The organism is Stenotrophomonas sp. PS02297, from assembly GCF_029959705.1.
In the GTDB taxonomy this organism is placed as follows: Bacteria; Pseudomonadota; Gammaproteobacteria; order Xanthomonadales; family Xanthomonadaceae; genus Stenotrophomonas; species Stenotrophomonas nitritireducens.
This window is the reverse complement of the sequence record NZ_JASCOS010000005.1, coordinates 43,667-69,480: the sequence shown is the minus strand read 5'-3', so window position 1 is coordinate 69,480 and position 25,814 is coordinate 43,667. Positions and strand designations below refer to the sequence as shown.

25 protein-coding genes and 1 tRNA gene are annotated in these 25,814 nt (G+C 69.1%); 6 read left to right on the top strand and 20 right to left on the bottom strand.

Annotation, left to right across the window (positions count from 1 at the left end; all coding sequences use genetic code 11):
- Nucleotide 1 precedes the first annotated feature (1 nt).
- A complete protein-coding gene (locus QMX80_RS02370; RefSeq protein ID WP_282275026.1) occupies nucleotides 2-1,249 on the top strand; it encodes a hypothetical protein in 1,248 nt (415 codons plus the stop codon).
- Between the two features lie 260 nt (nucleotides 1,250-1,509).
- Here the strand turns inward: QMX80_RS02370 and QMX80_RS02365 are convergent.
- The 13 genes from QMX80_RS02365 to QMX80_RS02305 form a co-directional block, all read right to left on the bottom strand.
- Nucleotides 1,510-1,584, bottom strand: a tRNA-Val gene (locus QMX80_RS02365).
- 149 nt (nucleotides 1,585-1,733) lie between these two features.
- Nucleotides 1,734-2,087, bottom strand: a complete 354-nt coding sequence (locus QMX80_RS02360; protein WP_055767786.1) for a PilZ domain-containing protein — start codon at nucleotides 2,085-2,087, stop codon at nucleotides 1,734-1,736.
- Entirely contained in the window at nucleotides 2,084-3,043 is a 960-nt protein-coding gene (locus QMX80_RS02355; protein WP_282275022.1) for a DNA polymerase III subunit delta', read from the bottom strand. Before QMX80_RS02355 ends, QMX80_RS02360 begins: the two co-directional genes overlap by 4 nt.
- Nucleotides 3,040-4,101, bottom strand: a complete 1,062-nt coding sequence (gene mltG, locus QMX80_RS02350; protein WP_282275021.1) for an endolytic transglycosylase MltG — start codon at nucleotides 4,099-4,101, stop codon at nucleotides 3,040-3,042. Before mltG ends, QMX80_RS02355 begins: the two co-directional genes overlap by 4 nt.
- 153 nt (nucleotides 4,102-4,254) lie before the next feature.
- On the bottom strand, nucleotides 4,255-5,601 hold the full coding sequence (locus QMX80_RS02345) for an aminodeoxychorismate synthase component I (protein WP_282275020.1): 1,347 nt from the start codon (nucleotides 5,599-5,601) through the stop codon (nucleotides 4,255-4,257).
- Nucleotides 5,602-5,822: 221 nt separating this feature from the next.
- A complete protein-coding gene (gene fabF, locus QMX80_RS02340) occupies nucleotides 5,823-7,085 on the bottom strand; it encodes a beta-ketoacyl-ACP synthase II (RefSeq protein WP_273080486.1) in 1,263 nt (420 codons plus the stop codon).
- Nucleotides 7,086-7,342: 257 nt separating this feature from the next.
- Nucleotides 7,343-7,582: an acyl carrier protein gene (gene acpP, locus QMX80_RS02335; RefSeq protein ID WP_005415509.1), complete on the bottom strand. Its 240-nt coding sequence runs from the start codon at nucleotides 7,580-7,582 to the stop codon at nucleotides 7,343-7,345.
- 148 nt (nucleotides 7,583-7,730) lie between these two features.
- The gene (gene fabG, locus QMX80_RS02330) at nucleotides 7,731-8,474 is read right to left on the bottom strand and encodes a 3-oxoacyl-ACP reductase FabG (protein WP_055767774.1); all 744 of its coding nucleotides are present in this window, start codon (nucleotides 8,472-8,474) and stop codon (nucleotides 7,731-7,733) included.
- A gap of 79 nt (nucleotides 8,475-8,553) precedes the next feature.
- Nucleotides 8,554-9,498: an ACP S-malonyltransferase gene (gene fabD, locus QMX80_RS02325; protein ID WP_282275016.1), complete on the bottom strand. Its 945-nt coding sequence runs from the start codon at nucleotides 9,496-9,498 to the stop codon at nucleotides 8,554-8,556.
- A 95-nt stretch (nucleotides 9,499-9,593) separates the two neighbouring features.
- A complete protein-coding gene (locus QMX80_RS02320; protein ID WP_282275015.1) occupies nucleotides 9,594-10,376 on the bottom strand; it encodes a serine/threonine protein phosphatase in 783 nt (260 codons plus the stop codon).
- Nucleotides 10,377-10,447: 71 nt separating this feature from the next.
- Nucleotides 10,448-11,413, bottom strand: a complete 966-nt coding sequence (locus QMX80_RS02315; protein ID WP_055767764.1) for a beta-ketoacyl-ACP synthase III — start codon at nucleotides 11,411-11,413, stop codon at nucleotides 10,448-10,450.
- A gap of 88 nt (nucleotides 11,414-11,501) precedes the next feature.
- Nucleotides 11,502-11,696, bottom strand: coding sequence for a 50S ribosomal protein L32 (gene rpmF / locus QMX80_RS02310; RefSeq protein ID WP_055767762.1), 195 nt, complete (start codon nucleotides 11,694-11,696; stop codon nucleotides 11,502-11,504).
- A 106-nt stretch (nucleotides 11,697-11,802) separates the two neighbouring features.
- A complete protein-coding gene (locus QMX80_RS02305; RefSeq protein WP_055767760.1) occupies nucleotides 11,803-12,312 on the bottom strand; it encodes a YceD family protein in 510 nt (169 codons plus the stop codon).
- Between the two features lie 114 nt (nucleotides 12,313-12,426).
- Here QMX80_RS02305 and QMX80_RS02300 point away from each other — a divergent pair, with 114 nt between their 5' ends.
- The gene (locus QMX80_RS02300; protein WP_282275010.1) at nucleotides 12,427-12,999 is read left to right on the top strand and encodes a Maf family nucleotide pyrophosphatase; all 573 of its coding nucleotides are present in this window, start codon (nucleotides 12,427-12,429) and stop codon (nucleotides 12,997-12,999) included.
- 19 nt (nucleotides 13,000-13,018) lie between these two features.
- Here QMX80_RS02300 and QMX80_RS02295 read toward each other — a convergent pair whose 3' ends face one another.
- Together QMX80_RS02295 and QMX80_RS02290 are read right to left on the bottom strand one after the other, a co-directional pair.
- Nucleotides 13,019-14,332 (bottom strand): hypothetical protein, encoded by a 1,314-nt coding sequence (locus QMX80_RS02295; protein ID WP_282275009.1) that lies wholly within the window; start codon nucleotides 14,330-14,332, stop codon nucleotides 13,019-13,021.
- Nucleotides 14,333-14,380: 48 nt separating this feature from the next.
- Nucleotides 14,381-16,228, bottom strand: a complete 1,848-nt coding sequence (locus tag QMX80_RS02290) for a glycosyltransferase family 39 protein (RefSeq protein WP_282275008.1) — start codon at nucleotides 16,226-16,228, stop codon at nucleotides 14,381-14,383.
- A gap of 64 nt (nucleotides 16,229-16,292) precedes the next feature.
- On the opposite strand from QMX80_RS02290, the gene QMX80_RS02285 reads away from it, so the two are divergent.
- The 4 genes from QMX80_RS02285 (at nucleotide 16,293) to QMX80_RS02270 (ending at nucleotide 20,745) form a co-directional block, all read left to right on the top strand.
- The gene (locus tag QMX80_RS02285; RefSeq protein ID WP_282275006.1) at nucleotides 16,293-17,219 is read left to right on the top strand and encodes an AAA family ATPase; all 927 of its coding nucleotides are present in this window, start codon (nucleotides 16,293-16,295) and stop codon (nucleotides 17,217-17,219) included.
- On the top strand, nucleotides 17,200-18,177 hold the full coding sequence (locus QMX80_RS02280; RefSeq protein WP_282275005.1) for a DUF58 domain-containing protein: 978 nt from the start codon (nucleotides 17,200-17,202) through the stop codon (nucleotides 18,175-18,177). Before QMX80_RS02285 ends, QMX80_RS02280 begins: the two co-directional genes overlap by 20 nt.
- A gap of 67 nt (nucleotides 18,178-18,244) precedes the next feature.
- Nucleotides 18,245-20,221 (top strand): DUF3488 and transglutaminase-like domain-containing protein, encoded by a 1,977-nt coding sequence (locus QMX80_RS02275; RefSeq protein WP_282275004.1) that lies wholly within the window; start codon nucleotides 18,245-18,247, stop codon nucleotides 20,219-20,221.
- A complete protein-coding gene (locus QMX80_RS02270; protein ID WP_055767738.1) occupies nucleotides 20,218-20,745 on the top strand; it encodes a Slp family lipoprotein in 528 nt (175 codons plus the stop codon). Before QMX80_RS02275 ends, QMX80_RS02270 begins: the two co-directional genes overlap by 4 nt.
- 122 nt (nucleotides 20,746-20,867) lie before the next feature.
- Here QMX80_RS02270 and QMX80_RS02265 read toward each other — a convergent pair whose 3' ends face one another.
- From QMX80_RS02265 to dnaX, 5 genes are all read right to left on the bottom strand, one after another.
- The gene (locus QMX80_RS02265) at nucleotides 20,868-22,217 is read right to left on the bottom strand and encodes a hypothetical protein (protein WP_282275002.1); all 1,350 of its coding nucleotides are present in this window, start codon (nucleotides 22,215-22,217) and stop codon (nucleotides 20,868-20,870) included.
- 7 nt (nucleotides 22,218-22,224) lie between these two features.
- Entirely contained in the window at nucleotides 22,225-22,578 is a 354-nt protein-coding gene (locus QMX80_RS02260) for a histidine triad nucleotide-binding protein (RefSeq protein ID WP_282275000.1), read from the bottom strand.
- Between the two features lie 203 nt (nucleotides 22,579-22,781).
- Complete coding sequence (recR, locus tag QMX80_RS02255) at nucleotides 22,782-23,381, bottom strand: recombination mediator RecR (RefSeq protein WP_055767730.1); 600 nt, start codon at nucleotides 23,379-23,381, stop codon at nucleotides 22,782-22,784.
- 93 nt (nucleotides 23,382-23,474) lie between these two features.
- A complete protein-coding gene (locus tag QMX80_RS02250) occupies nucleotides 23,475-23,795 on the bottom strand; it encodes a YbaB/EbfC family nucleoid-associated protein (protein ID WP_055767728.1) in 321 nt (106 codons plus the stop codon).
- A gap of 6 nt (nucleotides 23,796-23,801) precedes the next feature.
- The gene (gene dnaX / locus QMX80_RS02245; RefSeq protein ID WP_282274995.1) at nucleotides 23,802-25,718 is read right to left on the bottom strand and encodes a DNA polymerase III subunit gamma/tau; all 1,917 of its coding nucleotides are present in this window, start codon (nucleotides 25,716-25,718) and stop codon (nucleotides 23,802-23,804) included.
- Nucleotides 25,719-25,814 lie beyond the last annotated feature (96 nt).

Sequence of the window (25,814 nt, the reverse complement as noted above, 5' to 3'; positions counted from 1 at the left end):
GATGATTACCCAGACCCTCTCCATCGCACTCCTCGCGCTTGCCGGCGGTACCAGCGCGCATCCACCGGAAGTCGGCCAGCCATTGCCCGCCTGGCGCGAAGGTGAACTGGACATCCACCACGTGAACACCGGGCGCGGCGACGCCCTGTTCTTCATCTTCCCCGACGGCACGACCCTGCTGGAAGACGCGAGCGGCAAGACGGTGGAAGCAGCGCCGTTCTCGCTGCCGACCCGGCCCGACGCATCGCGGCCACCGGGGGAATGGGTCGCGCGCTATGTCCAGCGCGTACTGCCCAAAGGCCGCGGGAAGATCGACTACGCGCTGATATCGCATTTCCACGGCGATCACATGGGCGCGATCGTCAAGGATTCGCCCCTCGCGCCCGGCGGCGCCTACCAGCTCAGCGGCATCACCCTGATCCCGGAATTCGTGCCGATCGCCACGATCCTGGACCGCGGCTGGCCGACCTACGACTTCCCCGCGCCGATCCGCGGCGCCACCGTCGACAACTACCGCAGGTTCCTCGACTGGCAGATCGCGCACCGCGGCCTGAAGGTCGAGCGCTTCGCCCCGGGCCGCAACGACCAGATCGCACTGCTGCACGAAGCAGGCAGATACCCGACCTTCGAGATCCGGAATCTCTACAGCAACGGCCGGGTCTGGAGCGGCAAGGGCAACGGCACGCGCGACCTGTTCCCTCCCCTGGAAACACTCCCGGAGCGCGAGCAGCCGATCGAGAACATCCTCAGCAACGCCTTCGTCGTCCGCTATGGAAAATTCGACTACTTCAGCGGCGGCGACCTGAGCGACGAACGCGTGGCCATTCCCGGCGCCGCCAGCAGCTGGAAGCAGGTGGAAAAGCCGGTAGCCGAGGCCGCCGGCAGGATCGATGCGATGAAGGCCAACCATCATGGCAGCTGGGACGCCAACAGCGCTCCATTCCTCGCGCCCCTGCAGCCGCGCGTGATCGTGGTGACTTCGCGCGCCGAGGGCCACCCCGCGGTGAACACCTGGAACCGGCTCACGTCGAAGGAACTGTGGCCGGATGAACGCGACATCTTCGTCACCAATGTTTCCGAGGCCACGGCCCGGACCACCTACGGCATCGACAAGGAAGCCCGCAGCACGCAGGGCCACGTGGTGATCCGCGCGGCGGCCGGCGGCGACAGCTACCGCGTGTTCGTACTCGAAGATGGCGACGAGCGGATGCAGGTCAAGGCGGTATTCGGCCCATACACATCGAACTGATGCGGGCGACGCGGGCGACGGGCGCCACGGATGGCCCGGCGTCAGGCGCCCCTGCCCGGCGCGGCATACCGGGACGACAGGCTCCTTCATGAAAGCCGAGCCTCTGCCCGGCGCTCGGCGCTCGGCGCGGCATCGGACGGGGGTCACGGGCAGAACCGCCGGCGCAGGACGCACCGCCTGCTGCGGTTGCGGCCCCGGGAAACACCCGGCCCGGAAACGCGAAAGACCGGCCTGGGCCGGTCTTTCTGCGTTGCTGCATCTGGTGGGCGGTGCAGGGTTCGAACCTGCGACCCTTGCCGTGTGAAGGCAATGCTCTACCGCTGAGCTAACCGCCCGTGTTGCGGGCCGCTCATTATAGGAGGAATCGCGGCGACGTCAACGGATTGATGCAATTTTCTGCGCCCCCTTCCGCAGGCCGCCACGGCCGTGCCGATGGCAGCCTCCATGCGCGCGCTTTCCGGACCTTCCGGCGCGCCCGCCGGGCTTACATGGTGTGGGTCGGCTTGTCCGAACCGGTGGTGCCGGCCAGCAGCGTCTCTATCCGGCTGCGGATCGCCTCGCCGTCGGCGCCGTCGGCCAACTGCACGCCGATACCGGCCTGTCGATTGCCCTGCGCGCCCAGCGGCGTGACCCAGACGACCTTGCCGGCCACCGGCAGGCGCTCGCTGGAATCGGGCAGGGTCAACAACAGGAACACCTCGTCGCCCGGGAAATAGCGCTTGGGCGTGGGCACGAACACGCCGCCGTTTTTCACGAACGGCATGTAGGCGCTGTACAGCGCGGCCTTGTCCTTGACCGCCAGGGAAAGGATGCCCTGGCGGGCGTTCGTCGCACTCATCGGATATTCCCTCTGGATGACACCTGGTTGGCCGCAGTCCAGCCCAGCAGCAGCTCAACCACGGCCAGATCGGCGCGCACCGTGGTGCGCAGCAGGTCGCGCGTGCGGTTGGCGGCATCGAACCAGACGGCCAGCTTGTTCAATCGCTCCGGATCGGTCAAGCCGTCCGTGGCCCTGCGCAGGGCCAGGTCGGCGGCATGGCGCAGGCGCAGGTCGGCGTGTTCGTCGCCGCTCCAGCGCTGCGCCAGTTCCACCGCGCCGATGCGTCCGGCGGCCAGCTTGTCCAGTTCATCGGCCACCTGCCGGCGCAGCGCCATGCCCTCGCCCTGCAGCCAGCGGTCGGCCAGGCCGGGATGGCCGCGCGCGGCATCGAGCGCTTCGTGCGCCGCGCTTTCGCCATGCCCCTGGCGCTGCAGCCAGGCCAGCGCCTCCTCGCGCGGCGGCAGGCGGAATTCCAGCCGCTGGCAACGGCTGCGGATGGTCTGCGGCAGGCGCGCCGGATCGGCGCTGACCAGCCACAGGTAGCGCCCCGGCGCCGGCTCTTCCAGCGTCTTGAGCAGCGCATTGCAGGCGGCGCGGTTGATGGCGTCGGCCGGATCGACGATCACCACCTGGGCCACACCGTACTGCGGCGTCAGCGCGAGCTTCTGCGAGATCTCGCGTACCTGTTCGATCACGATCTCGGTGCGCAGCTTGTCGCCGGTCTTGTTGGGAATGAAGGAGACCACCTGCAGGTCGGGATGGGTGCCGGCGGCGATCAGCTGCGCGTTGCGCGCGCGGCCGGCCGCGTCCACGCCGGCTCCCAGCACGTGGCTGGCCAGCGCCATCGCCACTTCGCGCTTGCCCATGCCGGCCGGCCCGCACAGCAGCAGGCCGTGGCCGAGGCGGCCGGCATCCAGCGCCGCCACCGTCTGTTCATAGGCGCGCTGCTGCCAGGGCGCGAAACCCCCGCTCACTGCCGCTCCTCCGCCGTGCGGTTTTCGCGCAGCTGGCGCAGGTAGCGCGCGACGGCGGCGTTGTGCTCGGCATAGGTCGCCGAGAAAACATGGGCGCCGCTGCCGTCGCCCACCGCGACGAAGTACAGCGCATCGCCCGGCGCCGGCTGCGCGGCGGCCTGCAGCGCCTCCTTGCCGGGCATGGCGATGGGCGTGGGCGGCAGGCCGGCGCGCGTGTAGGTGTTGTACGGCGTGTCGGTGGTCAGGTGGATCTTGCGGATGTTGCCGTCGTAGGCGCTGCCGATGCCGTAGATCACGGTCGGGTCGGTCTGCAGGCGCATGCCCATCTTCAACCGGCGCGCGAACACGCCGGCGATCCGCGGACGCTCGGCGGCCAGTCCGGTTTCCTTCTCGATGATCGAGGCCAGCACCAGCAGCTCGTAGGGCGAGGCCAGGGGCAGGTCGTCGCTGCGCGCGGCCCAGGCCGCAGCCAGTTCCTTTTCCATCGCCGCATGGGCGCGCCTGAGCACGTCCAGGTCGCTGTCGCCGCGCTGGTAGACATAGGTCTCCGGCAGGAAACGACCTTCCGGATGCTGGTCGGGGAAACCGAGGCGGCGCATCAGCTCGGCGTCGTCCAGCCCATCGGTTTCGTGCCGCAGCGGTTCGGCGCGCTGCAATGCGGCGCGCAGCTGGCGGATGTTCCAGCCTTCGACGAAGGTCACGCGGTGCTGCAGCACCTTGCCCTGGCGCATGCGCAGCAGCAGTTCGCGCGGGGTGAGGCCGGCGTCCAGCGCGTATTCGCCGGCCTTGAGCTTGCCGGCGGCATCGAGCTGGCGCGCCAGCAGCTGCCACTGGTAGTTCCTGCCTTCAGCGATGCCTGCGTGGCGCAGCTTGCCCAGCACCGCGTTGAAACCATCGCCGCTGGCGACCACCACGCTCTGCTCGCTCGGCGTGAGCCGGACATCGGCGAACTGCACCTGCCGGTAGTAGAACCAGCCGCCCACGCCAGCCACGATTCCGGCCAGTGTCATCAGCAGCATCAATACCGCCAGAAGACAGCCGCGTTTGCCCAGCGCCATGGATTACCTCGAAGTCCTATCCTGCCGCGCAGGATACCGCGCGCCGCCTCACGCCCGCCAAAGGAATCGCCCGGAGCGATTCCTGACATCGCCTGCCGATGGCCCGAAGGGTTGCCGCCCGGGACGGCGGCAACAAACCAATGCCCGCATCGGCTACAGCGCGCGCAGCAGGCCACGCGCCTTGGCGCGGGTCTCGTCCAGTTCACTGGACGCATCGGAATCGACAACGATGCCGGCGCCGGTGCGGAAGCGCATCATGTCGCCCCGCACTTCGGCGGTGCGGATCAGGATGTTCAGGTCCATGTCGCCGTCGCGGTTGAGCCAGCCGAAGGCGCCGGTGTAGGCACCGCGCGCGGTCCTCTCGAGCTCGGCGATGATCTCCATGCAGCGCACCTTGGGGCAGCCGGTGATGGTGCCGCCGGGGAACGTGGCCGCGATCACCTGTCCCGGCGTCACCTCCGGCCGCAGCAATGCACGCACGTTGCTGACGATGTGGTGCACGTGGGCGTAGCTTTCGACCGTCATCAGCTCGTCCACCTCGACGCTGCCCGGCATTGCGATGCGGCCCAGGTCGTTGCGCTCCAGGTCGATCAGCATCACGTGCTCGGCGCGCTCCTTGGGGTGGCCCACGAGCTCGCGGATGCGTGCGGCATCGTCGTCGCCCTCGAAGCGCGGGCGCGTGCCGGCGATCGGCCGGGTCTGCACCACATTGCCTTCCACCGATACCAGCCGTTCCGGCGAGGAACTGACCACCGCGCGCCCTGCCGCGTCGAACAGACCGGCGAACGGTGCCGGATTGGCCTGGCGCAGCCGCGCGTACAGCGCCGCCGGCGCCAGCGGCCGCTCGAAGCGGGCCTGCCAGCAGCGCGACAGGTTGACCTGGAACACGTCGCCAGCATGCAGGTAGTCGATCACCCGGCGGACACCGTCGATGAACTGCCCGTCGGGATCCTCTTCCATCGCCACAGGCGGCTGCCATGCCGGCAGCGCCGGCAGATGCCGCGACTCCAGTAGATCCTGCCGCAGTCGCCCGAGCAGCGCGCCATGCCCGTCTTCGGCCACCGCCCAGCATCGCCCGCTCTCGCGGTCGCGCAGCAATGCCGCCGGGCAACGCAGGGCCAGCGCCGAGGGCAGGCCATCGGCGCGTTGCGGCAGGCGCAGCACCGGCTCGATCTGCCCGGCCAGTTCGTAATCGAACAGCAGCGCCCAGCCCCCGCGGAACGGCACACCTGCATCGGCTGGGTCGCGCGCCCGGCGCAGCGCCTGCCAGTCGCTATCCAGGGCATCGAGAAAGCCGCCTTCGACCGGCGTACCGTCCTCGCGCCGCACCTGGCCATCGGCCTCCAGCCGCAGTTGGCCGCCATCGGCGACCAGCAGCAGGTCCCAACGCCCCTGCCGGCCGGCCGCGGTGGATTCGAGCAGCATCGGGTAGCGCTGCGGCGCGAGTCGATGCAACGCCAGCAGGTCGGTATCGGCGTGCAGGGATTCGGTGAGCATCATCAGCCAGGAGTCGTCAGGAAATGCCGCCCTTCCCCTCCCGGGAAAAGCTCCCGCGCAGGGGCGCATGAGTGGCGGACGGAGCCGGTGCGGCCTGGACGGCCATGACCCGGCCCGCCCCTACACCCCGGCCCCTGCTTCGCGTCGCGGCCCCTGCATGCAGCGCAGGCGCGTTCGCAGGCCACCCCTCTCCTCCCGAAGGGAGAAGGGTTCGAGGAAAAACATCAGACGCGCTTGAACACCAGCGTGCCGTTGGTGCCGCCGAAGCCGAAGCCGTTGGACATCACCACGTCGACCTTGGCCTGGCGCGCGACATTGGGCACGTAGTCCAGGTCGCAGCCTTCGCCCGGCTCGTCCAGGTTGATGGTCGGCGGGATCACGTTGTCGCGCAGCGCCAGCACCGAGAAGATGGCTTCCACGCCGCCGGCGGCGCCGAGCAGGTGGCCGGTCATCGACTTGGTGGAGCTGACCATCATCCGGTAGGCGTGGTCGCCGAATGCGGTCTTCATCGCCATGGTCTCGCCCAGGTCGCCCAGCGGCGTCGAGGTGCCGTGCGCGTTGAGGTAACCGACCTGTTCCGGAGTGACCCCGGCGTCCTTCATCGCCGCGACCATGCAGCGCGCGGCGCCTTCGCCGTTCTCGCTCGGCGCGGTCATGTGGTAGGCGTCGGAACTGGCGCCGAAACCGGCCAGCTCGCAGTAGATCTTCGCGCCGCGCGCCTTGGCGTGCTCGTATTCCTCGAGGATCAGGATGCCGGCGCCGTCGCCCAGCACGAAGCCGTCGCGGTCCTTGTCCCACGGCCGCGAGGCGCGGGTCGGGTCGTCGTTGCGGGTGGACATGGCCTTCATCGCGCAGAAGCCGCCCACGGCGGTCGGCGAGGAACCACGCTCGGCGCCGCCGACCACCATCACGTCCGCGTCGCCGTACTGGATCATGCGCATGGCGGTGCCGATGGAATGGTTGGAGGTGGCGCAGGCCGAGACCGCCGAGAACGACGGCCCCTTCAGGCCGGCGATGATGCTCAGCTGACCCGGCAGCATGTTGATGATGGTCTTGGGCACGTAGAAGGGCGAGATCTTCCTGCCCTCGTGGAACTCGATGGTCTGTTCCTCGATGCCCAGCAGGCCGCCGATGCCGGCGCCGACAATGGCGCCGACGCGCTCGGCGTTGGCCTCGGTGATCTCCAGGCCCGAGTCGTGCAGGGCCATGAACGCCGCGCCCAACCCGTAATGGATGAACGGGTCCATCTTCTTGGCATCCTTGCCGCTGACCCGGTATTTGCCGAACTGTTCGTTGTCGGCGGTGATGTCGAACTCCCTGACCTCACCTGCGATCTTGGTGGTGAAGCGCTCCAGGTAGGCGTCGGCGATATGGGTCAGCGGACCGATGCCGGAACGGCCTTCGGTGATGCCCTGCCAGCTACTGGCCAGATCATTGCCCAGGGGCGAGACCATGCCCAGGCCGGTAACGACGACGCGACGCTTCATTGCGGTTTCTCCTGACCCGGTGCTCGATGCGGGTATGGCGCGGGGGACGCTTGGATGCACGTGGCCGCCTGCGGCCCGATTTCAGATTTCAGGGGCCGGGCCGCTGCGCGGCCGCCCCCTGATGGATGGAACACCCGAATGGGATGGGGCCATTGTCGCGGCCGGCATCCAAATGGGATGGGGCCGCTGTCGCGGCCCCATGGGCTTGCCGTGCGCGGCGTGCGGCCATGCCGCCGCCACGCATCAGCCGCCGGTCATCAGGCCTTGACGTGGGCCTTGATGTAATCGATCGCGGCCTGCACGGTGCTGATCTTCTCGGCTTCTTCGTCCGGGATCTCGCACTCGAACTCTTCTTCCAGCGCCATCACCAGTTCAACGGTGTCCAGCGAGTCAGCGCCCAGGTCATCGACGAACGATGCGCTGTTGGTGACTTCTTCTTCCTTGACGCCAAGCTGTTCGACGACGATTTTCTTGACGCGTTCTTCGATGGTGCTCATTGGATATCGCTCCAGATGGAGTAGTGGTTCAAAAGGCGCCATCGGAAGCGATGGCCGTGGGATAGTGTAGTGGAAAGCGCCGGAGCCTTGCATTCTGGCAAAAAGCCACGGCGATCAACCACTTGGGCGCAGTCCCTGCGCCGCACGCTTACGGCATGTACATGCCGCCGTTCACGTGGAGGGTTTCGCCGGTGATGTAGCTGGCCGACGGGCCGGCCAGGAACGCCACCGCGCGGGCGATGTCCGCCGGCTCGCCGAGGCGGCCCAGCGCGATCTGGCCGAGCATCGCGGTCTTGGCGTCCTCGGGCAGGTCCTTGGTCATGTCGGTATCGATGAAGCCCGGCGCGACCACATTGACGGTCACCCCGCGGCTGCCGATTTCCTTGGCCAGCGACTTGGAGAAGGCGATGATGCCGGCCTTGGCGGCGGCGTAGTTGGCCTGGCCGGCGTTGCCGGTCACGCCGATCACCGAGGCGATGTTGACGATGCGGCCCTTGCGCGCCTTCATCATGCCGCGCATCACCGCCTTGGAGGTGCGGTAGACGCTGGTCAGGTTGGTGTCGAGGATGGCCTGCCAGTCCTCGTCCTTCATGCGCATCAGCAGGTTGTCGCGGGTGATGCCGGCGTTGTTCACCAGGATGCTGATGGCGCCGAATTCCTTGCTCACCGCGTCGATCAGCGCGTCCACCGCACCCGGCTCGGTCACGTTCAACGCACGGCCGTGGCCGCCCTGCGCGGCCAGGCGCGTGCCGATGGCGGCCGCGCCGGACTCGGTGGTGGCGGTGCCGATGACGGTCGCGCCCTGCGCGGCCAGTTCGTCGGCGATGGCCGCGCCGATGCCACGGCTGGCGCCGGTGACGAGCGCGATTTCACCCTGCAATGGCTTGCTCATGCGGTTTCCTCTTGATGCGCCGCAGGCTGCGGCTGCAGGTCGGGGCCGGGCGCGGACGCCGGCGGCCGTATCGTAGGGGTCAGGCGGCCCACTCTTCCAGCGCGCCGGCAAAATCGGCCGGGGTGGCGAGCGAGCGGCCATCGATGCTCTTGTCGATGCGCTTGACCAGGCCGGTCAGCACCTTGCCCGGGCCGCATTCGGCCACGCGGCTCGCGCCGCGCGCGGCCAGGGCCTGCACGCATCCGGTCCACTGCACCGGCAGGTACAGCTGCCGCACCAGCGCATCGCGGATGGCATCGATGCTCGCATGCGCCTGCGCATCGACGTTCTGCACCACCGGCAGCGCCGGCATGCGCCAGTCCAGCCCGGCCATGGCCTCGGCCAGACGGTTGGCGGCCTCGCGCATCAGCGGGGTATGCGAGGGCACGCTCACGGCCAGCTTGACCGCCTTGCGCACGCCTTTTTCGGCCAGCAGCGCCAGCGCACGGTCCACCGCCCCGGCGTCGCCGCCGATCACGATCTGGCCCGGGGAATTGAAGTTGGCCGGCACCACCACCTGGCTGCCGCTGGCCTGCACGCAGACTTCCTGCACCAGCGCGTCCTCGGCGCCGAGCACCGCGGCCATGGCGCCGACGCCGGTCGGCGCGGCTTCCTGCATCAGCTGGCCGCGCAGGCGCACCAGGTGCGCGCCGTCGCGCAGCGACAGCGCGCCGGCCGCGACCAGCGCGGTGTACTCACCCAGGCTGTGCCCGGCCACAAGGGCCGGCCTGGCGCCGCCCTGCGCATTCCACAGCCGCCACACCGCGATGCCCGCGGCCAGCAGGGCCGGCTGGGTGTATTCGGTACGGTTGAGCTGCTCTTCCGGGCCGCCCTGCGACAACGCCCACAGGTCCACGCCCGCTCCTTCCGAGGCTTCGGCGAAGGTATCGCGGACCTGCGGGTGCAGTTCGGCCAGTTCGGCCAGCATGCCCAGCGACTGGGAACCCTGGCCGGGAAATACGAAAGCGAGTCGGGAGTCAGTCACGCGGTCATCTGCTGCATGAATCGAAGCGGCGCATCATAAGCGTGAATGCCCCCGCCCGTCTGTACTGGCGCGTATGCAGGCTGTTGCCAACCGGCTCAGGCAAGCAGCGCCAGCAGGTCCAGTTCGCCGTCGGCAAGCCAGTCCAGCGACAACACCACCAGGGCGAGGAAGCCGAAGGCGGTGGCCGCGTGCACGACCAGGATGGCACGGGCCAGCGCGCGCCCCGACTTGCCTGCGCGCTGCAGCAGGCCCGCCAGCCGCTGCAGGCGACCGGTAACCTCATGCGCGTGCTCGACCACCGGCCGGTCCGCCGCTTCCATCGCATCGGCCAGCATCGCCCTGAGCACCTGCGGGCGCTTCTCGTAATAGCGGGCCACGCCGTAGCCGAACATCAGCCAGTCGCGCGCCTGCGCCTGGTCCAGGTCCATGACCTCCAGGGGGTCTTCCTCGAAGTCGATGAAACCCACACGCCGCCCGTCCCAGGTCATGTTGCGCGGCAACGGCTGGCCGAAATACGCGCCGCTCCGGTGCGCTTCGGCAATGGCCTCGATGGCGGCCGCCACGAGGCGATCGCGCCCGGCCGCATCGGCCTCGCGCAGGCAGGTATTGAACGAAGCGCCGGTATGCTCGAGCACGAGCGCGGCCCTGCCCTGCCCGATCACGTCGGGAACATTGACGCCCTGCGCCTTGAGTTCGACCAAGCGCCGCGCCTCGATCGCGCGCGCATGCGCGCCGCCACGGTGCGGCGGCGGCCGCAAAGCATCGAGCTGGAAACGGCGCGCGACGAAATTCAGCAGCCCGAGGGCCAGTGCCCGGCTGCTTTCACCATAATGTTTGAGCCATGCGCGCTGCCCTTCGATGAGAATGGGTTCAGCCATGACGATACCTCCCGGAAACAGCGGCCATCGGGCCGCGCCGGGAACCTCATGCCCCCGGCCAATCCGGTATATCAATAGCGCAGCAGCGCCGAACCCCAGGTGAAGCCGCCGCCGAAGGCTTCCAGAAGCAGCAGCTGGCCACGCTCGACCTTGCCGGAGCGGATCGCGTGATCCAGCGCCAGCGGCACCGAGCCCGCCGAGGTATTGCCATGCCTGTCCACGGTCACCACCACCTGCTCCATCGACATATCCAGGCGCTTGGCCGTGGCTTCGATGATGCGCAGGTTGGCCTGGTGCGGGATCAGCCAGTCCAGGTCGGACTTGTCCAGGCCATTGGCCTGCAGGGTTTCGTCCACGACCGAGTCCAGCGCCTTGACGGCGTACTTGAACACGTCGTTGCCCTTCATGGTCAGCTTGCCGGGCTTGTCCAGGCCGGTGGATACGCCGACCGGGTGCCACAGCAGTTCCTTCTTGGTGCCGTCGGCATGCAGATGGGTGCTGAGGATGCCGGTGTCCTCGTCGGCCTTGAGCACGACGGCGCCGGCGCCATCGCCGAACAGCACGCAGGTGGTGCGGTCGTTCCAGTCGACGATGCGGGTCAGGGTTTCCGCACCGATCACCAGTACGTGCCTGGCGTCGCCGCTGCGGATGAATTTGTCGGCCACGCTCAAGGCGAACAGGAAGCCCGAGCATGCCGCATTGACGTCGAACGCCGCCGCGCCGGCCGCGCCGAGGCGCGCCTGGATCAGGCAGGCGGTGGACGGGAAGATCAGGTCCGGCGTGGTGGTCCCCACGACGATCATGTCCAGCTGCGACGGCTCGATGCCGGCCGCTTCCAGCGCGCGCAGCGCGGCGTTGTAGCCAAGGTCGCCGGTCGTCTCGCCATCGGCGGCGACGTGCCGCTCGCGGATGCCCGTACGCGACTGGATCCACTCGTCACTGGTGTCGACGATCTTGGTCAGATCCTCATTGGTCAACACCTTCTCGGGCAAATAGCTACCGGTGCCCGCGATCCTCGAGTAGATCCGCTTGCTCATGCTGGTTCCTGTTGCGCGGGCCGGCTCTGCGGCAGACCCGGAAGAATCGGTGCGACGGCCGCCGCATGGCGGCGGCCGTCGCCGCGAATCAATCTTCTTCGACGACCGAGGTCTTGGTCGCGATCACCTTCTTGCCGCGGTAGAAGCCGTCGGCGGTGATGTGGTGACGCAGGTGCACTTCGCCGGTGGTCGGGTCGGTGGACAGCTGCTTGGCGCTCAGCGAGTCATGCGAACGGCGCTGGCCGCGGCGGGACGGGGTAACACGGGATTTCTGCACAGCCATGGGATTGCTCCAAACTCGGTTCGTTCGTTTCGTCGTTGCAGTGCGCGGGATGCTGACATCCGGCACTGGTTTTGCTTTCGCCGCAGCCGCCGACGACAACCGGCTGCTATTGTTTCTTCAGCGCCGCCAATGCCGCGAACGGATTGGCCTTGCCCAGTTCCTCGCTGGTCGCGGAGAAGTCGCGTTCGACCGCCTCGCTCCCCGGCGCCACCGGCACTACCGGCACCGCCATCACCAGCTCGTCCTCCACCAGATCCAGCGGCCGCAGGCTGCCGTCTTCCGGCACCAGCAGCGCTTCGTAATCCGGCGGAAGCGCCTGTTCCTCGTCTTCGTCGCGGACCAGGCCCAGCCGCTGCACCATGTTCACCGGCAACAGGAAACGCTGCATGCTGCGCTGGCAGACCAGCGGCAGCGCGGCATCGATGGTCAGTTCGACATAGGCGACCCGCAGAACCTCGTCGCGACCGAACTCCAGCGCATAGCTGCACTCTCCTTCGGCATCGGCGACCAGCCCCTGCAGGCGTGCCAGTGCGGACAACGGCACACGGCCTTCGAAGCGCCTGCGCGCTGCGACCATCCGCCAAGCATCCAGCAATTCGGGCACGTTCGCGGACATAAGCTGCAGAATGTTAAGGACAGGCCAACCCGCTGTCAAATCCACTCCGCCGGCCATTGCCACGAAGGCGCCGGGAACGCAGACTCGATACGGCTTCCACGCCGGTATTCTCGCATGTCAGCCCTGATTCTCGCCTCCACTTCCCGCTATCGGGCCGAACTGCTGTCCCGCCTGCGGATACCGTTCAGCTGCGCGGCCCCGGAGGCGGACGAAACCCGGCTTCCCGGCGAACCGCCCTCCGTGCTGGCCGCGCGGCTGGCGCAGGCGAAAGCCGCGGTCGTGGCCGCGCGCCACCCGGGCGCATGGGTCATCGGCTCGGACCAGGTCGCCGAGCTGGGGGGTGCGCCGCTCGGCAAGCCCGGCACCCGCGCAGCCGCCTGCGCGCAGCTGGCCGCGATGTCGGGCCGCGAGGTGCTGTTCCATACCGCCATCTGCCTGAGCAACGGCGAACGGCACCTGCAGGCCGCCGACCTGACCCGGGTCCACTTCCGCACGCTGCACGCGGACGAGATCGAGCGCTACGTCGAGGCGGAACTGCCGCTGGACTGCGCCGGCAGCTTCAAGTGCGAGGGGCTGGGCATCGCGCTGTTCGAAGCGATCCACAGCGAAGATCCCAGCGCACTGGTCGGCCTGCCCCTGATCGCGCTGTCGAACCTACTGCGCCAGGCGGGATATCGCATGCCATGAACGCCGGGGTGCAGGGCATTCATTCCGGCGTCCGCTCGAATGGCGCGAAACCGTATTGCCGCCAGATACCCAGCAATTCTGGAGCTGTCTGGTCCCTTCCCGGCCCGTAGGCGCGTTCCAGCAACTGCGGATCGTAGTCCGGATACTGGCTCACGATCTGCCGGGCATAGGCATTGGCGTTGCGTGACACGCCAATCGCCTTCTTGGTCATGTGCATGGCGTTGAACGTGGCAATCACCGCAGCCAACAACAGCAATGGCCGCAACCATCGGCGCCAAGCAGGCCGTTCGACCATCGCCGGCAGCAGCAGCATGAACCAGCCGAACCAGAACAGGATCGAGTAACTCACGTAGCGGGTCATGAAGCCATGCTCCACTCCGAAAGGAGCCGCACGCCCCCAGGCCGTCAACAGCGCCGCACCCATGGCGCAGGCCATCAGTGCCAGACAAGGCAGCAAACGCTGCCGTGGCGCACGCCACGCCACGACTGCCGCCACTAGCAGCGCCACTCCCAGCCACGGCAATGCCAATGGCTGCGCGAAATGCAGCAGGCCGCTGCCCAGGTAATTGCCCGCATACAGCAAGGCATCGCCAAGGTGCGGCCGCGCAATGGCCTGGCCAGCATGATCCCAACGCATCCACGCCACCAGCCCGGCCAGCGCCAATAACCAGAACGACACGCCGATTGCCCGCCGCAACCAGCTCCAGTCCGATCGCGACAGCAGCAAGGCTACCGCCACCGGGAATACCGCCAACGTCGTGCCAAACGACATGACGCCGAGCACTGCGGCCACCAGGCTCGCCACCCATCCGCTCCAGCGCAGGCTGCTCGCCGTCAAAAGGACCACCGGCACCACCAGGCCTGCCAGGCTGATGAAGACGGCAACCTGCCACCCCCATTGCAGGTTGATCAGATGTCCCGGATAGAACGCCAGCAGTCCCACCACGAACCACCATCCGCGCGCCAATCCGCGCGGCAGCACACGGCTCGCCAAGCGCAACAGCAGCATTGCCACACCCACCATCAACAGCGCACTGACCAGGCAATCCAGCCAGGGCCGCCCATGCGACAACCAGGTGGTCAGCAGCAAGACCACATAGGCCGACGTATGCAGATGGCTGCCGTCATGCACCCGCCAGAACCCGGATGAAGACACGTCCCCTTCCAGCCAGGCGCGATAAATCGGCACCAGATCGATGTGGTCCCACAGCGGCAACCCGATGTGCAGCGCCAGCGTGGCCGCCACCAGCAGCAGTGCCCCAACAATGCTCCAGAGGCGCGCCTGCCGGCGCGTCACCTGCGTTCCGCTCAATGCCTCCATGTCATCCCCCAAGTCTCGACACCTGCCTTCGAACCCAAGCCGGGCAACGCCGCCGATGCGTCAGCGCGCCGGAACCTCGAACGGTTGCTCCTGCCATTCCTCGACGCTGCCATCGCGCCCACGCAGCCGCAGCCCAAGCCAGTGTCTGCCGGGCGCCAGCGCAGCGCCATCGAGATGCGCATTGAAGCCGACCTTCGGATGATACGGATCGGTGGATACCTTCCAGTAGCCGGTGACATCGTAGTCCGCTCCGTAGTCGGCCACGGCCACGACCTTGCCATCCACCAGCACATCGACGCCGGCCAGCCCCACGCCATCCTTGAACGCCCAGCCCTGCACGTCGACAACACCCCTCACCACAGCGTCCGGTTCCGGCATATTGACCCAGGCCATCGCCGGGGTGACGCAGGCTCCCTGCTGCTTTCCGGCCGGCAGCCGGAACAGCAGGAAACGCTGGTAGCCATGGTCGGTGGACACGACGCGCGGTGGCGGCAGCGGCCCCACCAGCGCGCACACCTGGTGGTAGCGCGCCAGCAGGTCGCGATAGCGCTGGTCGCCCGGCGCCAGCACCAGCAGCCGCTGGCCTGGATGCGGGTCTTCTCCGATCAGCTTCCACAATGCCAGCTGCGCGGTACGTCCGTGCTTGTCGTTGAGCGGATGCGGCAGTACATGGATGGACGCATCGTCGCGCAGGAATCCCAGCTCGGCGCCAACCTTGAAGCTGCCGGCCACCACCCGGGTGCCTTCCGGCATGCCGGCCAGTTCCTCGCGCACCGCATCGGCCAGGGGCTGCCAGCCGGCGAAATTGCGCGGGTAGAACTTGTTGCCGGCCAGCTGCTCGCGCAGCGCCGGCGAAGCGGCGACCAGGTAATAGCCGAACGCGCAGACCACGCCGGCCAGCGCCAGCACCCAGGCGAGCCGCCGCCAGAGGCGTGGCCAGCGGCCAAGGATGAGCGGCACCGCTACCAGCAGGGCGAAGTAGCCCGGCAGCGGCCAATGGAAACTGATGCGCTCCACGTCGGTGAAGAACCCGAGCAGGAAGATGGCGAGCGTGGAGACACCGCCCACCAGCGCGAAATAGCGCCATTGCACCGGGTGCGGGCCCGCCGGCACCGGGCGGATGCCGGCCACACATGCCTGCCACATGGCGATGCACAGCAACGGCGTCACCAGCAGCGGCTGGATGGCCAGGAACCACAGCCCGCTGCTCTGGAACGCCCAGGGATGGCGCTCGACCAGCTGGAACTTCAGGCCCGCGTCCTGGTTGTCCAGGTTCCAGGCCAGCAGCGGCAACCAGGCGACGATGCCGACCGTCAGCGCCACCCATATCCGTGCATCGCGCAGCGTGCGCCGACCTTCCGGCAACAGCATCAGCGCGATGAAACCGACCCCGATCACGCCGATGAAGCGGTAGTGGCTCAGCGCCCCCAGCACCAGCCCGGAGGCCAGCATCAACGCGCTGCCCGCATCGACATTACGCAGCAGGCGGGCGCCGGCATCGAGGCAGAGCACGGCGGCGAACGCCATGGGCACGTCGGGCACCGCCAGGATCCCCAGCGTCGCCGAGAGCGGCATCAACAGCGTGAGCGAGCCGGCCTGCCAGCCGAACCGCGCTCCGAACCAGCGCGCGGATATGCGCACGACCATCCACGGCAGGAGCGCTCCCATCACCAGGAACGGCAGGCGTACGCCGAAGGCGTGATGGCCGGCCAGCTCCTCGCCGAAACGCGTCATCCACGCGGTCAGCGCCGGCAGGTCCGAATAGGCGGCTGCCAGATGCCGGCCCTCCTGCCAGTAGAACGCCTCGTCGACGAACAACGGCAGGCGCGCGGCCACGACCGCCTTCAGCGCCGTGATCACCACCCAAAGCACGACGAACGCATTGCGCGCACGCTGACCCACCTGCATTGCCGCTTACACTCCCTTAGACCCCTGATCCGAGACGACCATGGCTCCGATGCCGTCACGAAGAATGCTAACCGATGTCGCCTTCAAGGCTTTGCAGCAGGCGCAGGACCAGGTCAACGCCCTGCTGCTGGGCAAGACCGCGGAGGTAAGGCTGGCGTTCGTCGCGCTGCTGGCCGGCGGCCACCTGCTGATCGAGGACCTGCCCGGGCTGGGCAAGACCACCCTCGCCCATGCCATGGCCTCCACGCTGGGGCTGCAGTTCCAGCGCGTGCAGTTCACCTCCGACCTGCTGCCCGCCGACGTGCTGGGCATCTCCATCTACGAGGCGGAAAGCCGTGGTTTCCGTTTCCATCCGGGGCCGGTGTTCAGCAACGTGCTGCTGGCCGACGAGATCAACCGCGCGCCGCCGCGCACGCAGAGCGCGCTGCTGGAAGCCATGGCAGAACAGCAGGTGACGCTGGATGGCACCACCCATGCGCTGCCCGATCCGTTCTTCGTGATCGCCACGCAGAACCCGGTGGACATGTCCGGCACCTTCCCGTTGCCGGACTCGCAGCTGGACCGCTTCCTGCTGCGGCTCACCCTCGGCTATCCCGATGCCGGCGCCGAACGCGCGCTGCTGGCCGGCGCCAGCCGCCGCGACCTGATCGCACAGACGCTGCCCAGCCTGGCCGAACAGGACATCCGCGACCTGCGCATGGCCGTCGAACAGGTCCATGCCAGCGATGCGCTGGTCGACTACGTGCAGCGCCTGCTGGCGCGCAGCCGCCAGCAGCCCGGCATCCGCGTCGGCCTGTCGCCGCGCGCCGGCATCGCCCTGCTGCGCGCGGCCAGGGCGCATGCGCTGCTGGCCGGCAGGGAACACGTGCTGCCGGAAGACGTGCAGGCGTTGTTCATCGCCGTGGCCGGGCATCGGCTCGTCGCCGAAGCGGAGTCGTCCTCGGGCGCGGCACTGGCCGCGACTCTCCTGCATGGCGTCCAGGTCGACTGACGTGCCCGCCTGGCTGCATGCCCGCCTGCAGGCCCTGCAACGACTCGCGCGGCCGCGCCGGCCCGAATCACTGCCGGTCACGCTCGATCGCCATCGCATCTACGTCCTGCCCACCGGCTTCGGCCTGTTCCTCGCCGCGCTGCTGGCGGTGATGCTGCTGGGCGCGCTGAACTACAACAACAACCCGGCACTGCTGCTGGCCCTGCTGCTCGCGGCCACCGCGCTGGCCAGCGCGCTGCAGGCGCATCTGCAGTTGGCCGGGCTGCACGTGGAGGCCGCATCGGCCGAGCCGGTGGCGGCCGGCATGCCGCTGCGGCTGCGCCTGGCGCTGGCCCGCAATGACCGCCGACCGCGTCGCGGGCTGCAGGTGGCCCGCGGTCCGGCCACGGCCTGCGCCGACCTCGCCGAGACCGAGCGCACGGAAATCGACCTGTGGCTGCCCACCGTCCACCGCGGCTGGCTCGACCTGCAGCGGATCCGCCTGTCCACCACCCAGCCGCTGGGGCTGGTGCGCGCCTGGAGCTGGGTCTGGCCGGCGGCGCCGGTGCTGGTCTATCCCGCTCCGGAACATCCCGCTCCACCGCTGCCCGACACCGGCAGCGCCTCGCCCCGTACCCGCCAGCACCGGCTCGGCGACGAACTGCAGCAGCTGCGCCCCTACCGGCAGGGCGACGCCCGACGCACCATCGCCTGGAAGCACTCGGCCCGCCGCGACACCCTGCTGGTGCGCGAATACGAACGTCCCATCGGCTCCGAGCTGCTGCTGGACTGGCATGCCCTCGGCCCGCTGCCGCATGAGCGCCGCATCGCACGGTTGGCGCGCTGGGTGGACGATGCCGAACGCGAGGGCCGCCGCTATCGCCTGCTGCTGCCGGGCCAACCGCCCCTGGGACCGGCCACCGGCGATGCCCACCGCCACCAGTGCCTGCGTGCGCTGGCGTTGATGCCCGACGCATGAAGAAACGACAGGACAGCCGTTTTTCACGGCAACACCGCCGGAAAAGCGGCGCACGGGGAGGCGCGCCATGAACGGCGCGACCGATCTTCCGCCGCTGAATCCGGCCGCACGCGGCTGGGCGCTGCTGACCACCGCGCTGGCCCTGCTGCCACTGCTGCTGCAGTTGCCCGCCACGCTGGCCGGCGTGTTCGCCGCGATGGCGCTGTTGGTGGCTGCGCTGTCCTGGCGACGCCGGGTTCCCCTGCCGCTGCGCCTGTTGCTGGTGGCCACCATGCTGGTGGCGATCTACTGGCAGATGGGCGCTTCGCCGGGCCGCGACACCGGCTGCGCGCTGCTGGCGGCGATGCTGGCGATCAAATCCAGCGAACTGCGCACCCTGCGCGACGCGCGCAGCCTGCTCGGCTTCGCCCTGTTCGCCCCGTTCGCCGCCTTCCTGCTCGACCAGGGGCCCGGCACCCTGCTGCTGGCGCTGGCGGCGGTGGTCTGCGCCCTGCTCGGCCTGCAGCGCCTGGCCGATGCCGAGACCGGTACGGCGCCACAGCCGGCCGCCTTCCAGTTGCGGATGGTCGGCCGGCTGCTGGCGGTCGCATTGCCGCTGGCGCTGTCCGCCTTCTGGCTGCTGCCGCGGCTGCCGACACCGTTGTGGGGCATCCCGCAACGGGCGGCAGGACAACCCGGCCTGTCGGACACGATGGCGCCGGGGCAGTGGCTGGACCTGATGGCCGACGACAGTCCCGCGCTGCGCGTGCAGTTCGCCGGCGCGGCCCCCGCGCCCGAGCAGCGTTACTGGCGCGGACCGGTACTGACCCGCTTCGACGGACGCACCTGGACACGACTGGAAAGCCAGCGCCGCGCGGCGCCGCCGCCTGTCGCCACGGCGCCCCCGCAGTGGGACTACCAGATCGAGTACGAACCCACCGAACGGCGCGAACTGGTGGCGCTGGACCTGCCGCTGGCTGCACCGGACGAAACCGGCCTGGACGCCGACTACACCCTGGTGAGCGCCCGCCCGTTGACCGCACTGACCCGCTGGCACCTGCGCTCCGCGCCGCCGGCGCGCTTCCAGCCTGACCTGCCGCCCGCCCTGCGCGAACAGGCCCTGCAGCTGCCCGCCGGGTTCAATCCACGCACGCTGGCGCTGGCACGGCAATGGCGCCGGGATGCCGGCACCGACGACGCGGCCATCGTCCGCCGCGCGCTGCAATGGATCGGCCGCGACTTCAGCTACACCCTGAGCACACCGCTGCCCGGCCGGCACGGCGCCGACGAGTTCCTGTTCGACTGGAAGGCCGGCTTCTGCGAACACTTCAGCTCGGCCTTCGTGGTGCTGATGCGCGGCGCCGGCATCCCCGCCCGCGTAGTCACCGGCTATGCCGGCGGCACCCGCAACCGCTACGGCGGCTACTGGCTGGTGCGCAGGATGGACGCACACGCCTGGGCCGAGGTCTGGTTGCCGCAGCGCGGCTGGACCCGCGTCGACCCGACCGCGGCGGTAGCACCCGAACGCATCCGCGACACACTCGAAGACCGCCTGGCGCGGAGCGGTGCCGGCGGCGCCGGGCTGGACATCGGGGCGCGCTGGCTGCAGCTCGCACAGGCCGGCGACTGGCTGCGCCGCAACTGGAACGGCATGGTCCTGTCCTTCGATGCGCGGCGTCAGCAGCAGTTGCTGCGCCCCTTCGGCATCGAGCGCCTGGAGCCGGCGCAACTGATCGGGCTGCTCGCCACGTTCGCGCTCATCGCCGTCGCCGCCATGGCCTGGCTGCTGGCACGCGGCGAGCGCGAACGCGATCCGCTCCTGCGCGCCTGGCACCGGCTCGATCGCCGCTATGCCCGTCTCGGCCTGGGCCGCCATCCGCACGAACCGGCGGGCAGCTGGGCCGCGCGCGTGGAAGCGGCGCGTCCCGGCAGCGGACTGGTACTGCTCAGCCAGCGTTTCAGCGAGACGCGTTACGCTGGCGCCTCGTCGGACCTCGCTTCATTATTGCGTGACCTGCACAGGCACCGCCCTCAACCCGGAGTACCAACCGGAGCACGAACATGAAGACCCGCATCCTCCTCACTCTCGCCGCCAGCCTGGCCCTGGCCGCCTGTGCCACCGCTCCCAAGCCGCTGCAGGGACAGTTCAGTACGGTGTCCCCGCGCGATACCGTCGCGCAGAAGCAGACCGGCACGCCGGTACGCTGGGGCGGCCGCATCATCGAGACGCTTCCCGGCCAGGGCGAAACCTGCTTCCAGATGATCGCCCGCCCGCTCAACGGCAACGGCCGCCCGAGCGCCACGTCCGCCGACGCCAGCGATGGCCGCTTCCTCGCCTGCCGCGCCGGCTTCTACGATCCGGCGGTATTCGAGCCGGGCCGCGACGTGACCTTCATCGGCCGCATCGATGGCTACCAGACCACCAAGATCGGCGACTACGACTACCCGCTGCCTAAGATCGCCGCCGACGTGGTGTACCTGTGGCCGGTGCAGCGCGAGGTCGAAGTGGTGCCGGCCTACCCGTATGGCCCGTGGGGCCCGGGCTGGGGTCCCGGCTGGGGCTGGGGTTGGCGCGGCGGCTGGTGGTGACCGGCCGGGCGTGATCCCGCACGTGTGACGAACAGACAGACGCCGCCTTCGGGCGGCGTCTTTTTTCGATCGGCGATGGCCGTCCGGGGAAAGACGGACCCGCCGGCAGCTCCAAGCGGGGATCAGTCCTGCGCGCGGATCGTCCAGTCGCCAGCCCGCGCGCCTGGCACCAGCACCCAGCCCGGCTTCAAGGCCAACGACCAGCCATCCCCCTTCAGGCCACCGGCAGCCGCCTGCGCGCCCGCGTACTGCACGGACAGGCGCGACCAGTCCGTCGAAAGCAGGCCATCCTTCTCGACCTCCAGCACTCCCCAGGCCGTTGCCGCGCGGATGGTTGCATAGGCCGCGCCCTCCGGCGGCAGCGGCGTCACCCTGTTGGGGTCGAAGCTGAAACTGGCGCCCTTCACCGGCGCCACGAGCACCGGTCCATCGACCAGGCGGGCGCGCAATGCCGCCACGACCGTGGCCTGCCTGACGGCCCGGGCGGTTTCTTCGGCCCGTATCCCGTCCATGCCGTAACGCGCCCCGCTCTGCGCGAAGGCCGCATCGTCGGGAGAGACCATCAGGCCAAGGGCCGATGCGAGCATCGCCGGCAAACCATCGCGCCGGTTCCAAGCTGTCCGCCAGCCCGGCGACGCGCTGTCCAGCAGTACCCCATAGGCGGGGCCTGTGTAATAGGCGAAGGAACGGGCATAGGCGGCGACGCCGTCGCCTTTGCGCAGGTGATCGGCCAGCTGCGCGGCCATCGCGGTGTCCTGCGACAGGAGCCGGCCGGTGTACTCGGCGATGCCCTCGTGCCGCTCCATCGCGTCCTCGGCCTGCCGCGCCTCCGGGAACCGTGCCTGCCGCCAGGCGCGGAAGGTCAGTGCATCCCGTGTCGCGCGCAGCCGGTCTTGCGGATCCGTGGCGGCGACGGCGGCCGCCAGCGCGCGCAGCTCAAGGCGCAGCGACAACCGTCCCTGTTCCGTCTCCAGTTGCTCCTGGTCGGCATGGACCGCCGCCAGGCCGATCTGCCCTTGGATGCGGTGCCAGGCTTCATGCATGAGCAGGATCGAAAGCGCCGGCTCCCCTTGCGGCAGGGGCAGCATCAGCATGGTCCAGGTGCGCCCGTTCCATTTCACCGCGGTGTTGGCGACCGGAACCGTATCGGGCAGGCGTCCACGGAAGATCGCCCCGTCCCGCTCGAGGGAAGTCTCGAGCCCGTCCATGTTCGCCATGAACCGCCGCGTCGCCGGATCCGCCAGCAGGGTGGGGCCGCACAGCTCCGCACCCCAGGCCTTTCCCGCATCGGCCGTGCACAGCGCCTGCATGCGCTGGAAGGCCGCCGTCGCCACGGCCGGCTGCAGTGGCGCCTGTGCCATCGCGGCGGCCGATACGGCCATCGGCAGCGCCAGGCAGAGATATCGGCGGACAGTTCGCCGCATCGTCAGTCCTCCCGCCAGGCGGAAACAGAGCCCGCGCACCGGCAGCAATGGCCGCTCAAGCCGCGCCGAAATGCCCCAGCGGCGCGCCGGCCAGCAGGTGCATGTGGATGTGGAATACCGTCTGCCCGGCGTCCTCGCGGCAGTTCATCACGATGCGGTAGCCGTCCTGCGCGAAACCTTCGCGGCGCGCGTATCCGGCCGCGGCCAGCGCCAGTTTGCCGATCAGGTGCGCCTGCGCCGGCTGCAGGTCGTCCAGGGTCGGGATGACCTCGTTCTTCGGGATGAAGAGCACATGCACCGGCGCCTGCGGCGCGATGTCCCTGAAGCCCAGCACGTCCTCGTCTTCATAGACGATGGTGGCTGGAATCTCGCGGCGGATGATCTTGCCGAATATCGTGTCGTTGCTCATGGCCTGCCTTGGAAATCGGGACTGGCGGGAGCTTAACGCAGTGGCCATCGGTACCGGCCAACGCATGCCCCCCGCGATGAAGCCTTGTCGTCAGAGCTTGATCGCGCACTGGAGTGCGCTCCTGCCGGGCAGTAGCAGCTGCTGACGGGCAACCCCGCATCCGCGGCCATCCATGCAGCTGCCGGCCAACGACCGGCACTGCCTCAATCGTGGATTTCGCTGCGGCTGCCGAAGGCGTGCGAGAGCGTGCCGCGATCCACGTACTCCAGCTCGCCGCCCAGCGGCAGTCCCTGCGCCAGCCGGCTCGGACGCACCTTGTGGCGGCGCGCCAGCTGCGCCAGATAATGCGCGGTGGCCTCGCCTTCGACGGTGGAGTTGGTGGCGATGATCAGCTCGGTGACCTCGCCCTGCGCCAGCCGCGCTTCCAGTTGGTCGAGGCCCAGTTCGCGCGGACCGATGCCGTCCAGCGGCGACAACCGCCCCTGCAGCACGTAATACAGGCCGCGATAACTGGTGGCGTGCTCGATGGCCAGGCGGTCGGCCGGCGATTCCACCACGCACAGCGTCTGCCGTTCGCGGCTGGCGCTGGCGCACAGCGGGCAGACCGCTGTCTCGCTGAAATCGCGGCACTGCGCACAGTGGCCAATCCGTTCGATCGCCTCGGCCAGCACGGCGGACAGGCGCAGGCCGCCATCGCGCGCGCGTTCGAGCACGTGGTAAGCCATGCGCTGGGCGGTCTTCTGGCCGACGCCGGGCAACACCCGGAAGGCTTCGATCAGTTGTTCCAGCAGCGGCAGGCTCATCGCGTCGTGCTCATCGTCGAAACCAACGCGCGAAGCCCATGGGCTTCGCGGCGTGGATGGAACAGGCGGCCGGGCAAGGCCGGCCCGCCGTCATCAGAACGGCAGCTTCATGCCCGGCGGCAGCTTCATGCCGGCCGTGGCCGAACCCATGCGGCTCTGCGATTCGCTGTCGATCTTGTTGGAGGCATCGTTGAACGCCGCGGCGATCAGATCCTCGACCATTTCCTGGTCGGACAGCACCGACGGGTCGATGCGCACCTTGCGGCACTCCTTGGTACCGGTGAGGGTCACGCTGACCATGCCGCCGCCAGCGCTGCCGGTGACTTCCAGCTTGGCCAGTTCTTCCTGGGCCTTCTGCAGGTTTTCCTGCATCTTCTGAGCCTGTTGCATCAGTTGGGCGATGTTGCCGCGCATGGCTTCCTACTCTTCAAAGGGACGGATGGAATCGGGCACGACCCGGGCGCCCTGCGCGAGCAGGTGCTGCACCTGGGGGTCGGCCATGAAAACGGCCTCGGCCGCGTTCTGTCGTTCGCCGCGCCGGCGGTCGGCGCGCTCGTGCAGCGTTTCGGCCTCGGCGTTGCCGGTCTCGATCACGATCTTCGGCGCGCTGCCCAGGGTCTGCGCCAGGGTCTGCGCCAGCGCGCCCAGCGAACGCTCGGACTGCAGGTATTCGAAACCCGGCAGCAGCGCCAGCCGCAGCACGCCGTTGCGGTAGCCGACGAAGGCGGCATTGGCGGCCAGTTCGCGCGACGGCCCGGACAGGCCGCTGGCGGCGACCAGGTCCAGCCACTGCTCGGCGCTTTCCAGCGCGCGCACCGCGCCACCTTCGGGCGAAGGCGCAACCGGCTTCGCCGGCTCGATGGCGATACCGGCCGGGCGCGGCGGTGGCGCCTGCCGTACCGGTTCGGGCATTGGTTCAGGCATCGCATGGCTTGCCACAGGCGATGGATCGCGTGCGGCCTCGGCGTCCTCCACCATCCACGGCGGCAGGTCGTCGTCGCTGCGCGTCTGGACGGGTTTCGCTGGCGGAGCCGGGGCAACCACTGGCGCGGGCTCGACGTGCGGTTCGCGCACCGCCAAGGGGGCAGTTTCCTTCCGCTCTGGAGCCACGTCACCATGAGCGGATTCGAGCGTGGGCGCGGCCTGCGCCGGCGTTGCCGGCGTAGCGGCGGCAGCCGACGCTGCAGGCATGGAACCGCCCACCGACGACGACGCCCCTGCATTCGGCCCGTCGCCCTCCGGCACCGCCGGCACTGCACCAGCCGGGCGGAACGCCAGCATGCGCAGCACGGTCATCTCGAACCCGGCGCGCGGGCTTGGCGCCAGGTGCAGGTCGCGACGGCCGCCGAGCGCCATCTGGTACCAGAGCTGCACCACTTCCGGGCGCAGCCGCGAGGCGAACGCCGCCGCATCGATGCCATCGCCTGGCGTCGTGGCGCCCGGCACCAGCTGCTGCACCTGGATGCGGTGCAGGGCTTCGGCCAGCGCGTCGAGCACGCCGCTCCAGTCCGGCGAGAAATCGGCCAGGGTGGCGACGACCTGCAACAGGCGCGCGCCGTCGCCGGCCGCCAGCGCATCGAGCATCGCCGCCACCTGGGTACGGTCGACGGTGCCGAGCATCGCCCGCACCACGTCGTCGCTCAGCGCGCCGCCGGCATAGGCGATGGCCTGGTCCAGCAGCGACAGGCCGTCGCGCAGCGAACCGTCGGCGCCGCGCGCCAGCTGCGTGATCGCACCGTCCTCGAACTCGATCTGCTCGGCGCCGAGGATGCGCGTCATCTGCCCGCGGATCTGCTCCTCGTCCAGCCGCTTGAGGTTGAACTGCAGGCAGCGCGACAGCACGGTGACCGGCAGCTTCTGCGGGTCGGTGGTGGCCAGCAGGAACTTCACGTGTTCCGGCGGCTCCTCCAGCGTCTTCAGCAGCGCGTTGAACGCCGCCTTGGACAGCATGTGCACTTCGTCGATCAGGTAGACCTTGTACTTGCCGCGCGAAGGCATGTACTGCGCGTTCTCGATCACCTCGCGCACGTCGTCCACGCCGGTGTTGGACGCCGCGTCGATCTCCAGCAGGTCGATGTAGCGGCCGCTGTCGATATCCAGGCAGGCCGCGCACTGGCCGCACGGGTCGGCGCTGGTGCCGTGCTCGCAGTTCAGCGACTTGGCGAAGATGCGGGCGATGGTGGTCTTGCCCACGCCGCGGGTGCCGGTGAACAGGAAGGCATGGTGGACGCGGCCGCTGTCCAGAGCGTTGCTCAGCGCGCGGACCACGTGTTCCTGGCCCACCAGCTCGGCAAAACGCTTCGGGCGCCACTTGCGGGCAAGGACGAGATAGGACATCAGGTAACCGTCTTCATCTGAGCCGCCATTGTGCCACGCCCCGCCCCATCGACCGCATCGTTGCGGTTACCGCTTGTGGCCTGCGCTTCCGCCCTA

Coding starts and splice junctions, on each gene's coding strand:
- QMX80_RS02370 (WP_282275026.1), top strand. CDS start 2: ATGATTACCCAGACCCTCTCCATCGCACTCCTCGCGCTTGCCGGCGGT.
- QMX80_RS02360 (WP_055767786.1), bottom strand. CDS start 2,087: ATGAGTGCGACGAACGCCCGCCAGGGCATCCTTTCCCTGGCGGTCAAG.
- mltG (WP_282275021.1), bottom strand. CDS start 4,101: ATGGCGCTGGGCAAACGCGGCTGTCTTCTGGCGGTATTGATGCTGCTG.
- QMX80_RS02345 (WP_282275020.1), bottom strand. CDS start 5,601: ATGATGCTCACCGAATCCCTGCACGCCGATACCGACCTGCTGGCGTTG.
- fabF (WP_273080486.1), bottom strand. CDS start 7,085: ATGAAGCGTCGCGTCGTCGTTACCGGCCTGGGCATGGTCTCGCCCCTG.
- acpP (WP_005415509.1), bottom strand. CDS start 7,582: ATGAGCACCATCGAAGAACGCGTCAAGAAAATCGTCGTCGAACAGCTT.
- fabG (WP_055767774.1), bottom strand. CDS start 8,474: ATGAGCAAGCCATTGCAGGGTGAAATCGCGCTCGTCACCGGCGCCAGC.
- QMX80_RS02320 (WP_282275015.1), bottom strand. CDS start 10,376: ATGGCTGAACCCATTCTCATCGAAGGGCAGCGCGCATGGCTCAAACAT.
- QMX80_RS02315 (WP_055767764.1), bottom strand. CDS start 11,413: ATGAGCAAGCGGATCTACTCGAGGATCGCGGGCACCGGTAGCTATTTG.
- rpmF (WP_055767762.1), bottom strand. CDS start 11,696: ATGGCTGTGCAGAAATCCCGTGTTACCCCGTCCCGCCGCGGCCAGCGC.
- QMX80_RS02305 (WP_055767760.1), bottom strand. CDS start 12,312: ATGTCCGCGAACGTGCCCGAATTGCTGGATGCTTGGCGGATGGTCGCA.
- QMX80_RS02300 (WP_282275010.1), top strand. CDS start 12,427: ATGTCAGCCCTGATTCTCGCCTCCACTTCCCGCTATCGGGCCGAACTG.
- QMX80_RS02290 (WP_282275008.1), bottom strand. CDS start 16,228: ATGCAGGTGGGTCAGCGTGCGCGCAATGCGTTCGTCGTGCTTTGGGTG.
- QMX80_RS02285 (WP_282275006.1), top strand. CDS start 16,293: ATGCTAACCGATGTCGCCTTCAAGGCTTTGCAGCAGGCGCAGGACCAG.
- QMX80_RS02280 (WP_282275005.1), top strand. CDS start 17,200: ATGGCGTCCAGGTCGACTGACGTGCCCGCCTGGCTGCATGCCCGCCTG.
- QMX80_RS02275 (WP_282275004.1), top strand. CDS start 18,245: ATGAACGGCGCGACCGATCTTCCGCCGCTGAATCCGGCCGCACGCGGC.
- QMX80_RS02270 (WP_055767738.1), top strand. CDS start 20,218: ATGAAGACCCGCATCCTCCTCACTCTCGCCGCCAGCCTGGCCCTGGCC.
- QMX80_RS02260 (WP_282275000.1), bottom strand. CDS start 22,578: ATGAGCAACGACACGATATTCGGCAAGATCATCCGCCGCGAGATTCCA.
- recR (WP_055767730.1), bottom strand. CDS start 23,381: ATGAGCCTGCCGCTGCTGGAACAACTGATCGAAGCCTTCCGGGTGTTG.
- QMX80_RS02250 (WP_055767728.1), bottom strand. CDS start 23,795: ATGCGCGGCAACATCGCCCAACTGATGCAACAGGCTCAGAAGATGCAG.
- dnaX (WP_282274995.1), bottom strand. CDS start 25,718: ATGTCCTATCTCGTCCTTGCCCGCAAGTGGCGCCCGAAGCGTTTTGCC.